Raw genomic sequence first — 13,482 nt, forward strand, 5'->3', positions numbered from 1 at the left:
TTCAGTCTATGCAATATTTCAATCTATTCAGCAACATTCTGATCGCCAAAGGAGCAAATAGAATGCTAATCTCCGATCTACAGAGAAATGTATCAGAGCTGTACCCTTTGGAGTTGTACGAGTTCATAGAAGAGCTGAAAAGCCTTTCTATTGAAAATATCCTGGAAAACTACGATAAAGAATCGGGAGAAATAGTTAATGAATATCTCACTCTTTTACTGGAAAAAGAATATGGCTTTATCTCAGAAAATGATTGGGATAAAAACTTTCCATCACTTTCAATGGAATATCAGGAGCCAGGCAAAATCACCGATATTTTTATAGAAACAGACAATATAGAGTTGATAAGAAAGATAAAACCTTCCATCGAAAATCTGGGAATACAACATCTTACTCTATACAGTTCAGCTGTGTTCAGTGCTGAAGATTTAATCGAGATCGACAAAATATTTGAAAATTCAGTTTTATCCGGGATAGAAATATTTTCACCGTTCCATCAAAAGATCAATGAGCTTTTCATCCAACAGCTTCATCAGAATACGAGAAGAGTTTACAGTTTGTTTTTTTATGATTGTACTCAAAAACCATTCAATATTAAAAATAACTACAGATTTTCTGTACAGTTTATAAAAGAAGATCTAAAAATATCAGCCTGTGGTAAAGTAGATGTCAAATATTTCAATACTAACCTTCCTAAAGTTCTGGAAGCAGTCAATTATAATTCCTGCCTTCATAAGAAAATAGGTATTGACCGAAATGGCAATTTGAAAAACTGCCCTCTAATGTCTGAAAGTTTTGGCAATATAAACTATAAAACCCTTGAGGAAGCTTTGAACATGGATCATTTCAAAAAGTATTGGAGTCTTACCAAGGATCAGATAGAAACCTGTAAAGACTGTGAATTCCGTTATGTATGCACCGACTGCAGAGCTTACACAGAAAGAACCCATTTAAATCCAGAAGGACTTGATATTTCAAAGCCTTTAAAATGTGGGTATAATCCTTACCGCTGCGAGTGGGAAGAGTGGTCCCAAAACCCTTTGAAAAAAGAAGCTATTCAATATTATCAGGAACAAGATCTTAAAAGCTCTGTAAGGCTATAAATACTACCTGAAAAACTTCCATTTCGGGATAATTGCCAGCATTCCAAATCCTGTAAAAAGGAAAAGATTGGTTACATCCGTATACAAAAATGTAGAGAGGTAATAATTGTGCATAAAGAAATGCAGCACCAATAAAGCCGGAAACATAAAGATCCCGATTTTTCTATAGAAGAACATCAGTACAAGTCCTATCATCATCACAAGATCAATCGAAAAGATCACATAAAAATACCATCTTGGAATTTCCAGAAACTCGTGCTGCAGATATTCATCCACATCAATTCCCAATCCCATTACGGTAAACAACATCAAGGCTGCAAAGGCCAATACAAATCCCCATCCTTTCTTCGGATCTTCGTCAAAATAGGTGTATTCTTCCATCTTACAAAAATAAAGAACTTATGAGAGATTTCATAAGTTCTTTTATAGTTATTTGTTTAAAATTTGAATTAAATAGAGATCGCGTTGATCAGTCTATTCTTGTCACTCAAGTACTCTTCCATGGAAATCATACTTTCAGTTCTCATTACATCCTGAATGTCATCAATCTGATAAATAATTCTCTTGGCATCATCTGTATTTTTCGCTCTTACTTTACAGAAAATATTATATTTTCCTGAAATAACGCTAGCTTCGATTACGTTTGGAATTGTTGACAATTCTTTCAGTACTTCCTGAGTACGGTTTGATTTTGTCAAAAGGATTCCGATGAAAGCTGTAAAGTGATAGTCCAGCTTACCATAATCGATGTTAAGAGATGATCCCAAAATAATACCTGCATCTTCCATCTTTTTCACTCTTACGTGAATTGTTCCAGCAGAAACATCCATCTGCTTTGCAATTTCTGTAAAAGGCATTCTTGTGTTTTCTACTAAGAAATCAAGAATTTTCTTGTCTATTTCGTCCAGTTGATAGTTCATATTAGTTAAATTACAATTTCTTTAAAAAATCTATGTATTTTTTGCAAATTTACGAAAAATAATTTAAGTAAAAAATATATATCAAATATTAACAATAATTAACACAGATGATAAAAATCATTAAAATATTCCGATTATTTACCAGTTGATTTTATAGAATCTGTTTTTATTTCACCTTTGGCGTCTGAATTTTTTTTGTCTTTTTTCTTCTTTTTAAACAAAGAATTGAAGCTTTTACTCCATACAATACCACCACCATAGGCTTGATTTGCAGAACCATTTGTACTCACCATTCCCATTCCTATATTGGTTGGCTTGGAATAAGCCCTTATAAGCAGCGTACCATCATTTTTCTTGGAAAGGTCATACTCAACAGAGCCTTCAGTAGAAAGATAGTTATTTTGAGCCCCTTCTGTCTTTGAAAGCGGAATTCCCAATCCTGTTTTAATATTTACTCTCGGAGAAACTGCTACACTTACTCCGGCATTCGCTCTGTCTCCTACACTTGAGCTCTGATCACCTTTCACATAATTAAGGTCAATCTGGAATTCATTACTCATCGTATTAAGTACAGATCCCAACTGTTTAAGAAGCATATTATACCCCGAAGATTCGGCCACATTTCCTACATTCACATCTACTCCGCCGGAATTGGATACATTAAAGGTACTCAGCAACAGAACCGAACCAAACTGAAGAACTTTCTCTCCTTCCTGGCTCATTTTAGCAGCTAATGTTTCTCTTACCTGGCTGGAAACATCCATAGCTGTTACGTTAAGATCAATTTTAGGATCTACCAGCGACTGGGTAATATGAGCCTGAAGCAGCACACTGATAGGCTGTAGTTTCCCCATGCTCAGGTATTCTCCTACATTGGAAACCATTCTTATATAATTGGCATTGATGTCTAGCGTTGGCTTCATGGCATCACCGTCCCATCGGATGCTACTGTTTTTCTCGATCTGGAATGTTTTATTAAGGATCGCTTTGGAGACAAAAGTTCCGTTATCTACTTTATAGGTTCCGCTCATCGCAATATTCCCCTGTCTGTTCATCTGGAACTTCAACGGGTCCGCGACTCCTTTTACGGTAATATTACCCACATCATCTCCTACAAGTACGTTAACTGTTGTTCCTTTGTCTACATTCAGATTAAAGTCGATATTCATATTGGCTCCCGTCTTTTTCTTTTCTTCAAGAGTGACCAATCCGTCTTTTCCTTCTTTCAGGAATCTCAACATTTTAAATTCTTCAACATTCGAAGTAGAACTTGAATTGAAGGTAAAAGTACTTCCGTTAAGCGCTTTCATATTAGGTGTTGTGATGCTCAACCCTGAAACCGGCCCATCCACATAAAGATCTCCCTGCCCATAAACTCTTCCCCAGAAAAGATCGGAATCTTTTTGTGTTGAATTCAGCATAAGCAGGTTATCTGCCCTCATTACGAGAGATACACCCATTGAAGAAAGAGTTTCAAACTGTATCGCCCCGGATATATTCCCTTTCGAATTTGTTCTGCCGTCGTGTACTTCAATATTATTGAGAATGGCAAGCCCTTTTGTAAGCTGAATGACATTATCATCAAAAGCATAATCTACACCGGTAAAAAGAAGTTTAAGTCCAAAATTCTTTAAAGCAATATCTCCGTTATAATCAAGATTATTGAGCTTACCACTGATCTTAAGATCGCCGGTTGCTTTTCCTCGGATATTTCCGAAAACAGTCTGTACAAACTGCTGGGTGAATGACAGGTCAAAATCACGCATTTCTGCGGTAAGATCTATGATTGGCGAAGAGGTGTTGTTGTTAACAGTTCCTGTTAAGTTAAGGCTGTTGCTTCCCAAAACTCCTGCCGAATGTACTTTCACATCAATATCATACACATTCAGAGAGAATCCGTTGGTAGCTGAAATGGAAATATCACCCATATCATTACCATTCATTTTGATATCATCAATCGTCACATCTACTAAAGGCTGAAGCGTACTTTTATCCATTTTGATCTTCACACTTCCGTTAGCAAGACCTTTTATATCCATTCCATTCCCTCCAGACTGCATTTCAAGAAGTTTTTCAACAGCAAAATCGTTAATATCTGCATCTACATAAAAATCCTTGGCGGACTTAAATTGGGCTTCTTTGATAAATAGCGCACTCTTATCGGAATAAATTCTCAGGTTCCTTATATCAAAATCTCCCGTTTGCTTTCTGTATGTAATGGAATGATTCAAATCCGGACTTGTATCTATAGCCCAGGTCACTTCATTAAATTTAACTTCCGTAGGTTCAAATTTAAACACAAAATCACCAACGGCATCCGTAGACTGATCCACGTTAATGGCGTATTCTTTAAGTTTTTCATTGATCTCATCATCAGGGCTTCCATGCTTAAATACAGTTGCTAAATGAAGAGTGTTTCCATTTTCATTGCTTCCTTTAAGTTCAAAGTCTTTGATAATATTTTTATTATACTCCAGTCTGTTGATTCTTGCATATAACTGCTGGTTAAGATTTGCCGTGTTAATTCTCACTTTAACACTGTCTACCATAGCACTGTCTCTGCTCTGACTCCTTCTGTCGTTAATTTTGTAATCAGGATTGGAGGCAGCCAGTGCTTTATCAGCATCTGTAATATCCTCTTCCTTCGTCATGATATATTTTAACGAAGCTGCATCAAGATTCAAAATCAAATTATTGGAATTTCCGTCATACTCTCCTTCAACTATAGCGCCCTTAGGCAGTTTCAGATCGGGTAGAAAATAGTTGACCAATCCCTGCTGAACATTAAAGTTCAGGGCAAAATTCTGTCCGTGATATAATTTTCTTGGCGGAGGTCCTACCAATATTTTTCCTATTCCGTTCTCCACCATTCCCTGAAGATCTGCAAGGCTGTATTTCCCAGATATTTTCCCTGTAGCTGCCCCTGGAGCATCTACATCAATAATACGGCCCGTTGCACCTACAAAAGTTTTTAATTTGGCTTTAGGAATATCATATTTTTGGGTTGCCGTAGCAAAATGAAGATTATTGGCATCTACATCCACAGTAAGATCATTGATGGATGACATAGACATCTTCCCTTCCACCTGACCACTTACCACCTGACTTCCAGGTTTATTGGTAAAATAGTTCATGTTCAAATAGTTCACATCAGCATTCACATCCATTGCGATTTTGGAAGTACTGAAATCTATTAACCCTTTGATGGTAGCTTTTGCCTGTTCATCATTTACGGTAATGAGTCCGTTGTATTTTTTATGATCCAATAATCCGTCCAGATAGAGATTATTAATCGTTTTGTTCATGATTTCAATGCTGGCAATCTGAGATTTGGTAGTCAGTCGCATTGTATTTACATCAAAGCTTTGCCCGTTAAGATCAAATTTTCCCGAGATTAATCCTACCGTTTTATTTTTTGTAATGACGGAAGTATTAAGATCTTTTACATCAAGATAGCCAGAGTATTTAGGCATTGCTGTACTGTAGCCGGTAAGGGTAAGTTTGGAAATTTTGGCCTGCCCGATTCCTGTCATTAGATTTCCATTCTCTACATAAATTTGATCGGGATTTACTTTTGCTGTTCCATTGTATTTCAATTTTCCAAAATCATCAGCAAAGTTCTTCATCTTATTGGAAATGAAGGAAGGCATCATTGCCTTTAAGTCTTTATAGGTAAAATCTGTGGAAAGATCTTTTGTTTCAATAGAAAAATGCCCTTTCAGTAACTTATCAACCTTCATGGTTTTGGTTGCTATATTTACATCCGGGTTTCTGATGAGAAAATTCTCTAAATGGAATTTATTCAGAGGACCCGTCATTGTTCCGGAAAGATTAAAAGGTTTGATATTATCCCAGTTTGTTACAAAATAACTGATATCATAACCGCTAATCTCACTTCCCTGATTAATATTCATATCCCAACGAACCCGATCTGCAAAGTCTGACCAGGAGCCATCATGAAGATTAAATTTGATATTTCCCTGAAGTAAAGTGTGATCTGTATTCAGCGTAAGGTCTTTTAATGATAAAAACTGCTTGGTTAAAGACAGTTCCGTCGAAAAAGTATCTACAATGTGAGATTTCCCCCATCTTGAAGTTACAAACGACATGTTATTGATTAAAGCTGAAACATTAGGTCCATTGACTTTCATGTTGGGAGCTTTCAGATTAAATTTTGTTGCGGTAAGCCACTTGCCATGCTCTCCCGGAGAATTCTCATTAATGATTGATACTTTGGAATCAATAATCTGCACTCTGGAATTCAGCTGAAAAGGAGGTTTTTTAGGATCCCTTTTTTTACCGTTATCGAAAAGTTCTGTAAAACGGACAAAGTTTGAAATACTGTCCCCTTTATACGTAATAACTTTCACATCGGCATTTATAAGTGTCAGAGAGTTGAAGCTTAAAGAATTACTGTTTCCTGAAATGGCATTTACTGCCAGAGAAATCCAATCTGAGTCGGCACGAAATTCCTTTGCTTTAATGAAATCAAATCCTTTATAGTCTTTAACTTTTAAGCCTTTTATTGTTACGTCTCCGAAATAATTCACATCCACACTTTCTGTGGAAAAACCGGATTTGAAATCCTGATTTACAATCTGTAATGCCTGATCTGCTGCCCACTGCTTGGTAATCGGAAGATTGATAATCACAAGAATACTTCCAATAACGAAAATTCCGAGCCAAAAAATAGTCAGAAGAAGTTTAGCCCACCAGGTATAGCTGGTCACATCTTTAATGGCCTGTTTCCCAAATTCTCCTGCTGTTTCTACAGGGTGATGAAGAGCGTCTGAAGCAAGTTCTGATGCTTCCTTTACTGTTTCCCGAACTTTTCCTTCAACATTTTCAACAGTTTTCTGTACCTGATCCCCTAGGTTTTCAGCTACTGATTTTTTATTCTCATTCTCGTTATTATTCTCTAACTTTGCCATTATTATGAGCGACTCTATAATTTTAGGTATTGAATCGTCCTGCGACGACACCTCAGCAGCTATCATCAAGGGAAATTCTATTCTTTCGAACATTGCCGCGAATCAGGCCATCCATAAAGAATACGGTGGTGTAGTTCCTGAATTGGCTTCACGGGCCCATCAACAAAATATTATCCCCGTTGTTGAAAAATCTTTTTCCAAAGCAAATATACAACAAAATGCTATCTCAGCTATAGGATTTACACGCGGACCCGGACTTTTGGGATCTCTTCTTGTAGGAACATCATTTGCTAAATCTCTGGCTATGAGTCTTAATGTACCGTTAATTGAAGTAAATCACCTTCAAGCCCACATTTTGGCCCATTTCATCGAGGATGCAAATCCTGTGCCGCCTACTTTCCCTTTCTTATGTCTTACCGTAAGTGGTGGACATACGATGATTGTATTGGTAAAAGATTATTTTGATATGGAAATCATCGGGAAAACTATTGATGATGCCGCAGGAGAAGCTTTTGACAAAATCGGAAAAATATTTGATCTCGACTACCCGGCGGGTCCTATCATTGACAGACTTGCTAAAGAAGGGAATCCCAATGCTTTTACGTTTAACAAACCTAAACTGGAAAACTACGATTATTCTTTCAGTGGTATCAAAACTTCTGTTTTGTACTTTATTCAGAAAGAGGTTAGAAAAAACCCAGATTTCATCAAAGAAAACCTTAATGACCTTTGTGCTTCTGTACAGAAATGCATCATTGAAATTCTGATGAATAAGCTTGAAAAAGCAGCTAAAGACCTCGACGTAAACCAGGTTGCTATTGCAGGTGGGGTTTCTGCCAATTCTGCTTTAAGAAAAGCAATGGAAGACAATAAAGAGAAACTGGGCTGGGACATTTATATTCCCAAATTTGAATACACTACAGATAACGCTGCGATGATTGCTATGGTAGCTCAACTGAAATTTGAAAGAGGAGAATTTACAGACCTGAGAACTTCGGCAACGGCAAAATATGATTTATGAAAATACTCTTAGAAGAAAAAGTACTGGGGACACATTCTAAAAAGAATTCCAAATATTATTGGATACTGGAAACGATTACAGGAAAAAATGAAAATTCGGAGGTTTCTTTAGATTATTTTCCATCAAATTCTGAAACAGGTTATATTCAGGATATAAAAGATGAAGTTTTAAAATTAATCAATTCTGAACATCTTTTCAGTTTTCCCTACACCCCAAAAGAAGGCGATTTTTTATCCATCAAAAATAATTTGAGAAAACAGGAATACTTAAATCTGATTTTCATTAATAATAACTGGATAGAAGAAATATATATGTGCTCTTACAGAGAGTGCGATACGGATATATACACCACGATCAAAACAGGCGTTGCATTTATAAGCCAGGATATATGAAACTATTTTACGGAGAAATAGCCGATCAAAAAGTAATCATCAATGATGAAGAGCAACAGCATATTGTAAAAGTTCTTCGCATGAAGAATAGTGAAGATATTCACGTGACAGACGGAAAAGGAAAACTTGCATCCGGAAAACTGGTTATAGAAGGTAAAAAAGCAGGTATTGAAGTTTCGGAGATCAAAGAAAATCTACCTAGTTTTAATCCAACACTTCACATAGCCATAGCACCTACCAAAAATATCGACAGGATTGAGTTTTTTGTAGAAAAAGCTGTGGAAATGGGAGTTTCGGAAATCAGTATTATTGTAACGGAAAAAACGGAACGCAAAAATATCAATATTGATAAAATAAGAAAACAAGCTATTGCAGCTTCTAAACAAAGTTTAAGGTTTCATTTTCCCATCATCAATGACGCGGTGAAACTTACTGATTTCTTAAAAAATATTGATACAGAACACACTTTTGTAGCGCATTGCCATGAAAACCTTGAAAGAATGGAGCTTAAAGCAATTCCTCAATTGGAAGAGATTGTTTTCCTGATTGGCCCTGAAGGTGATTTTTCTGAAAAGGAAATTGCATTTCTGGCAGAAAACAAAGTAAAAGCAGTATCTCTCGGAAACCAAAGACTTAGAACAGAAACTGCAGGCGTTTTTGTAGCCGCATGGAATTATTACCACATGATATAAAAAAACAAAAAGAGAAGACGTTGAATCTTCTCTTTTTTATTTCTCATTAATTATTTCCAATCAATATTGTTTTCTCGCAAGTATTTTTCAAAAATCTGCTGTCCGCTTCTGATTGAATTGACTGTCCAGAGAATTTTCATTCTCAACAGCTTCTCTTCATCCAGTTTATAATCAATATCAGATTTTATCAGCTTTTGTTTCAGCTCATACATACAGATGGAAGCCGCTACAGAAACGTTAAAGCTTCTTGTAAAGCCATACATTGGAATAGCCAGTGTTTCGTCTGCAAAGTCCAGAATTTCCTGAGAAACACCTTCCATTTCTGTTCCGAAAACTAAGGCTATAGGTTCTGTAATCTCATATTCAGGCAGCATTTTAGCATTATTCTCCAACGAAACAGCTACGATCTTATATCCCCTGTCTTTAATGTTCTGAAAAGATTCCATACTTCTTGGAAGCTTCTCAACCTCAACCCAGGTATCTGCTCCTTTTGTTACCCGAAGATTGGGTTCAAAACTATATTCTTCCTGTAAAGCGACTACTTTATGAAAACCACAGGCCTCTACGGAACGTACAATGGCCGCTGCATTTCTGAACTGATAAACATCTTCTACAACCGGAAGCACAAAGTCTGAACTTTCCTGAGAGAAATGCTCAATTTTAGCAAGTCTTTCCTCTGTTAAAAATTGTTTTAAATATTCAAAAGTTTCTCCTAAATCTTTCTTCTGCATGTATTTATTTTTTCAAGAACAAACGGTAACACAAACCATAAACGTCTTATTTACATAAAATTTTATGATAAGCGTTTCTTTCATTTTCAAATCTTTGCAAATTAACGTAATTTTGACCTATGAACCCTAATCGGGGTTCAATTCTTAATTAAAATTAGTACATGAAGCGAAAAGTCCTGCTCATCTATACCGGTGGAACCATCGGAATGGAAAAAGATTATGAAACCGGAAGTCTCCGCGCCTTTGATTTTGGAAATATTTTTGAAAAAATGCCTGAAATGAAGCTCATGGAGTGTGAGGTATTTGTTCATCCATTTGCCAAACCGCTAGACTCTTCGGATATGGGACCTGAGGAATGGAGAATCATCGCCAATTATATTTACAAAAATTATAATGATTACGATGGTTTCCTGATTCTTCACGGAACGGACACGATGTCTTATACGGCTTCTGCACTAAGTTTTATGCTAAAAGGATTGAGAAAACCTGTGATTATGACGGGATCTCAACTTCCTATTGGTGATCTGAGAACGGATGCCAAGGAAAATCTTCTGACAAGCCTTTACTACGCCAGCCTTTACGAGAACGATGAAGCCGTGATTCAGGAGGTTGCCATATATTTTGAATATAAATTATTAAGAGGAAACAGAACCTTGAAATATTCTGCTGAGTATTTTGATGCGTATTCTAGTCCTAACTATCCTATCCTGGGACAGTCAGGTGTTCATTTAAATATCCTTAAAGACAATCTGCTTCGTTGTGATCCTACTATAGAATTTCATGTGGATGAGCATATTTCTGAAGATATTTTATTCTGGAGAATTTTCCCGGGAATGCATCTGAGTCATTTTAAGGAAATCCCAAAAATGAAGGTTCTTATTCTTCAGGTTTTCGGGTCCGGAACTATTTTCAGCAGTGAAAAAACTCAGGAAACCCTTCAGGAAATCAGAGATAACGGAACGGAAATCGTTGTGGTAAGCCAGTGTATATCAGGTGGTATCTCATTCGGGAAGTATGAAAACAGTAATATTTTTTCAAGAATCGGAGCAATAAGCGGTAGAGACATGACTGCAGAAACAGCGATTACAAAGGCAATGCACCTTATCGATAATCCAAACTATACCGGAACCTTTGCAGATAACTTTACAAGAAGTCTTTGTGGAGAAATTACAGATTAATTGTAATATTTATTTGGATATTCCAGAAAATACACTATTTTTGCAATCTCAAAAAGAGAGGTGTCCGAGTGGTTGAAGGAGCTACCCTGGAAAGGTAGTATACGGGTAACTGTATCGAGGGTTCGAATCCCTTCCTCTCTGCAAATAAAACCGCTGATTATCAGCGGTTTTTGCTTTTATTACGCTTACACGTTTTATTTTTATAATTTATTTTATTAGTTTTATTAAGTACAAAATAGGGATATTCCAATCTATTTTTACACAATATTTACACAATAGAATTTCCATGAAAATAAGATTTTACTTAGATACAAAAACTACTTTAAAAAGTGGGGAGCATCCATTAAGGCTTTATATATACATATCAGCAAAGGATAGAAAGTATCCTTTTACTCAATATTCTTCTCTTGTAAAAGATTGGGATTTCAAAAAAGAAATGCCTAAAAAAAGCCATCCATTATATATTGCTATTTCAGATTTCCTTTTAGAAAAAGATAGAAAGATTCTTAATCTTTTAAATTCACGAGACAAAAGAACTGCTCCAGAGGTCGAAAATATTATTCTTGGAAAAGAAATATCTGATAGTGTTTATGATTTTTGGAGCGTTAGAATTAAAGAACTTGAAATTCACAGAGAAAATACATCAAAAACAGAAATTAAAACCGGGGGTACTGCGACTAAATATGCCGACAACCTAAAGGTGTTCAAATCATATAAGAAGTCTCTTAAATTTTCTGAAATAGATTATAACTTTTTACATAAATTTAGACTAGACAAATCAGATAAATGTGGTGACGGAGGAATAAACGTCTACATTGCAAATCTTAGAGCAGTTTACAACCAGGCTGTAAAAAGAGGCATTTACAAGCCTGAAACCTCAGTGAGTCCATTCCATGGAATTAAAACGTCCTGCAGAAATACTAAAGACAAATACCTATCTCTAAATGAGATGAAAATAATTGCCGTTAATCCAGTTGATCATAATTATTACCGATACTTTATGCTTTGTTTTTATCTTGGAGGAATTGATTTCATTGATATTGCATCTCTTAAAAAAAAACACATTAAAGATGGGAGAGTAAAATTTATTCGATTTAAAGGAAATACTCAAGAGGTTATTGATAATTATATATTTGATGAAGCTCAGGAAATTATTGATTATTTTGATGATCCAAATTCAGATTTTATTACTCCTATTCATAAATATGTTTATAAACCATACAGACAAAAATACATTGATGGCTTCAGAAAAATAGCTGAAGATCTTAAAATAAAAACTGAAACATTCTCCAAGTCGCCTAGATACTCATTTATCAATATTGGCGGGAAAGAGCTATATCTAAATAGGGACATAATTAAAGAAATAACTGGACACGCACAAAACGATACACACTCAATCTATGAAGGTAAATTTCCCAATCATATTAAAGATAAGATTCATAAAGAAATTATTGATTCTATAAAGGCGTCTAAAATCTGACGCCTTTTTCTTTTAATTCCTCTATCCTATTTTCAATTATAGTTTTCGATAGCTCTTCGTTTTTAACATGATGCCATACATAATGTAGATAGCTGAATACTTCTTCGTCAACTAAAGCTGATAAGAATACATAAAGATCTCTCCTATCTTCATCTTCAAAATAGTCCTCATCAAATTCAAAGATAGTGTCTGCGGAGATTTCCCAGCGCTCCCGGAAGTAGCCGTCAAACTCAATATTTTTATCTGCTGCAGCTCCGCGAATTAAATTCATAGCATCATCGTAGAAATCATCCAGGTTTTCCGGATCATCTTCTATATAGTTAGCGAGCAATTGAAATATATGTTTTGAATCTTCCATTATCCAAAAAGAGTTGGTGGTGGCATTTTCTCAGGCTCCAGGTTCATGGCAACGAGTTCCGGATCAAAAGCCGGAAAAACAAATTCTTCTATCGGCTCGTCCTTCAGGAACCGGTCCGCCATTCTTGCATCTAAGCAGATAGGCATTCTCATTTTTGAGTTGTGAATTACCGACATAAGTTCGTTTGCTGCAGTAGTTACTATGCCTACTCCTATTTCATTGTTTTCCCAAACGTCAAAGAATCCAGCCAGATACATATGATCCGCGTCTTTCCAGAATACTTCATGCTTTACTTTCGCAGGTGTTTTCTTTCCGGGAATGGTTACATGCTGAAAATCATAAAATCCGGATATAGGAATAACACATCTGTTATTTTCAAACTTCTTATAATATGTATGTGTGTTTTCGGCTGTGAGGTTTAATCCCTTTGCGGGTTTGTCTTTTGGAATTTCTGCGTAAAGCCCCCAGGTTCCGTGGGTAATTTTTCTACCGTTGTGTTCTAATACAATAGGCATTGCAGGTCTAGTGAATGCAGAAACATTATCTTCCTGAACATAATCACTTTCATAATTTTCCGCATCCAATTCTTTAGCAACCTCTTTAAGGTCTACTTTTTTATTACTGAACGAATAACACATGTTGATAATTTTAATTGAAAAGATACAAAAAGCGTACA

At 35.9% G+C, this 13,482-nt stretch carries 12 protein-coding genes and 1 tRNA gene; 7 read left to right on the forward strand and 6 right to left on the reverse strand.

Features of this window, described 5'->3' with window-relative positions; all coding sequences use genetic code 11:
* Nucleotides 1-8 precede the first annotated feature (8 nt).
* Nucleotides 9-1,103, forward strand: a complete 1,095-nt coding sequence (gwsS, locus tag ACQ76T_RS23780) for a grasp-with-spasm system SPASM domain peptide maturase (RefSeq protein ID WP_431345673.1) — start codon at nt 9-11, stop codon at nt 1,101-1,103.
* 3 nt (nt 1,104-1,106) lie between these two features.
* Here gwsS and ACQ76T_RS23785 read toward each other — a convergent pair whose 3' ends face one another.
* From ACQ76T_RS23785 to ACQ76T_RS23795, 3 genes are all read right to left on the reverse strand, one after another.
* Nucleotides 1,107-1,484: a hypothetical protein gene (locus tag ACQ76T_RS23785; RefSeq protein WP_431345674.1), complete on the reverse strand. Its 378-nt coding sequence runs from the start codon at nt 1,482-1,484 to the stop codon at nt 1,107-1,109.
* A 68-nt stretch (nt 1,485-1,552) separates the two neighbouring features.
* Complete coding sequence (locus ACQ76T_RS23790; RefSeq protein WP_034682046.1) at nt 1,553-2,023, reverse strand: Lrp/AsnC family transcriptional regulator; 471 nt, start codon at nt 2,021-2,023, stop codon at nt 1,553-1,555.
* Nucleotides 2,024-2,157: 134 nt separating this feature from the next.
* Nucleotides 2,158-6,954 (reverse strand): translocation/assembly module TamB, encoded by a 4,797-nt coding sequence (locus ACQ76T_RS23795; RefSeq protein ID WP_431345675.1) that lies wholly within the window; start codon nt 6,952-6,954, stop codon nt 2,158-2,160.
* 4 nt (nt 6,955-6,958) lie between these two features.
* On the opposite strand from ACQ76T_RS23795, the gene tsaD reads away from it, so the two are divergent.
* Genes tsaD through ACQ76T_RS23810 form a run of 3 tightly spaced genes read left to right on the forward strand, consistent with a single transcriptional unit; the run spans nt 6,959 to nt 9,059 of the window.
* Nucleotides 6,959-7,975: a tRNA (adenosine(37)-N6)-threonylcarbamoyltransferase complex transferase subunit TsaD gene (gene tsaD / locus ACQ76T_RS23800; protein ID WP_431345676.1), complete on the forward strand. Its 1,017-nt coding sequence runs from the start codon at nt 6,959-6,961 to the stop codon at nt 7,973-7,975.
* Nucleotides 7,972-8,367, forward strand: a complete 396-nt coding sequence (locus ACQ76T_RS23805) for a hypothetical protein (protein WP_431345677.1) — start codon at nt 7,972-7,974, stop codon at nt 8,365-8,367. Before tsaD ends, ACQ76T_RS23805 begins: the two co-directional genes overlap by 4 nt.
* A complete protein-coding gene (locus tag ACQ76T_RS23810; RefSeq protein ID WP_431345678.1) occupies nt 8,364-9,059 on the forward strand; it encodes an RsmE family RNA methyltransferase in 696 nt (231 codons plus the stop codon). Before ACQ76T_RS23805 ends, ACQ76T_RS23810 begins: the two co-directional genes overlap by 4 nt.
* A gap of 50 nt (nt 9,060-9,109) precedes the next feature.
* On the opposite strand, the gene ACQ76T_RS23815 is transcribed toward ACQ76T_RS23810, so the two are convergent.
* Nucleotides 9,110-9,790, reverse strand: coding sequence for a TrmH family RNA methyltransferase (locus ACQ76T_RS23815; protein WP_431345679.1), 681 nt, complete (start codon nt 9,788-9,790; stop codon nt 9,110-9,112).
* A gap of 161 nt (nt 9,791-9,951) precedes the next feature.
* On the opposite strand from ACQ76T_RS23815, the gene ACQ76T_RS23820 reads away from it, so the two are divergent.
* The 3 genes from ACQ76T_RS23820 (at nt 9,952) to ACQ76T_RS23830 (ending at nt 12,448) form a co-directional block, all read left to right on the forward strand.
* The gene (locus tag ACQ76T_RS23820; protein WP_431345680.1) at nt 9,952-10,968 is read left to right on the forward strand and encodes an asparaginase; all 1,017 of its coding nucleotides are present in this window, start codon (nt 9,952-9,954) and stop codon (nt 10,966-10,968) included.
* 54 nt (nt 10,969-11,022) lie between these two features.
* Nucleotides 11,023-11,109 (forward strand) — tRNA-Ser (locus ACQ76T_RS23825).
* A 145-nt stretch (nt 11,110-11,254) separates the two neighbouring features.
* On the forward strand, nt 11,255-12,448 hold the full coding sequence (locus ACQ76T_RS23830) for a phage integrase SAM-like domain-containing protein (RefSeq protein ID WP_431345681.1): 1,194 nt from the start codon (nt 11,255-11,257) through the stop codon (nt 12,446-12,448).
* Here ACQ76T_RS23830 and ACQ76T_RS23835 read toward each other — a convergent pair.
* Together ACQ76T_RS23835 and ACQ76T_RS23840 are read right to left on the reverse strand one after the other, a co-directional pair.
* The gene (locus ACQ76T_RS23835) at nt 12,438-12,806 is read right to left on the reverse strand and encodes a hypothetical protein (protein WP_431345682.1); all 369 of its coding nucleotides are present in this window, start codon (nt 12,804-12,806) and stop codon (nt 12,438-12,440) included. The two genes, ACQ76T_RS23830 and ACQ76T_RS23835, sit on opposite strands and share 11 nt — an antisense overlap.
* On the reverse strand, nt 12,806-13,444 hold the full coding sequence (locus tag ACQ76T_RS23840; RefSeq protein WP_431345683.1) for an SOS response-associated peptidase family protein: 639 nt from the start codon (nt 13,442-13,444) through the stop codon (nt 12,806-12,808). The genes ACQ76T_RS23835 and ACQ76T_RS23840 overlap by 1 nt, the downstream gene beginning before the upstream one ends.
* Between the last annotated feature and the right edge of the window lie 38 nt (nt 13,445-13,482).

The organism is Chryseobacterium sp. JK1, assembly GCF_050632815.1.
Lineage (GTDB): Bacteria > Bacteroidota > Bacteroidia > Flavobacteriales > Weeksellaceae > Chryseobacterium.

Bases quoted from the DNA above. Each gene is read 5' to 3' on its own strand.
- gwsS (WP_431345673.1), top strand. From the start codon at position 9: ATGCAATATTTCAATCTATTCAGCAACATTCTGATCGCCAAAGGAGCA.
- ACQ76T_RS23785 (WP_431345674.1), bottom strand. From the start codon at position 1,484: ATGGAAGAATACACCTATTTTGACGAAGATCCGAAGAAAGGATGGGGA.
- ACQ76T_RS23790 (WP_034682046.1), bottom strand. From the start codon at position 2,023: ATGAACTATCAACTGGACGAAATAGACAAGAAAATTCTTGATTTCTTA.
- ACQ76T_RS23795 (WP_431345675.1), bottom strand. From the start codon at position 6,954: ATGGCAAAGTTAGAGAATAATAACGAGAATGAGAATAAAAAATCAGTA.
- tsaD (WP_431345676.1), top strand. From the start codon at position 6,959: ATGAGCGACTCTATAATTTTAGGTATTGAATCGTCCTGCGACGACACC.
- ACQ76T_RS23805 (WP_431345677.1), top strand. From the start codon at position 7,972: ATGAAAATACTCTTAGAAGAAAAAGTACTGGGGACACATTCTAAAAAG.
- ACQ76T_RS23810 (WP_431345678.1), top strand. From the start codon at position 8,364: ATGAAACTATTTTACGGAGAAATAGCCGATCAAAAAGTAATCATCAAT.
- ACQ76T_RS23815 (WP_431345679.1), bottom strand. From the start codon at position 9,790: ATGCAGAAGAAAGATTTAGGAGAAACTTTTGAATATTTAAAACAATTT.
- ACQ76T_RS23820 (WP_431345680.1), top strand. From the start codon at position 9,952: ATGAAGCGAAAAGTCCTGCTCATCTATACCGGTGGAACCATCGGAATG.
- ACQ76T_RS23830 (WP_431345681.1), top strand. From the start codon at position 11,255: ATGAAAATAAGATTTTACTTAGATACAAAAACTACTTTAAAAAGTGGG.
- ACQ76T_RS23835 (WP_431345682.1), bottom strand. From the start codon at position 12,806: ATGGAAGATTCAAAACATATATTTCAATTGCTCGCTAACTATATAGAA.
- ACQ76T_RS23840 (WP_431345683.1), bottom strand. From the start codon at position 13,444: ATGTGTTATTCGTTCAGTAATAAAAAAGTAGACCTTAAAGAGGTTGCT.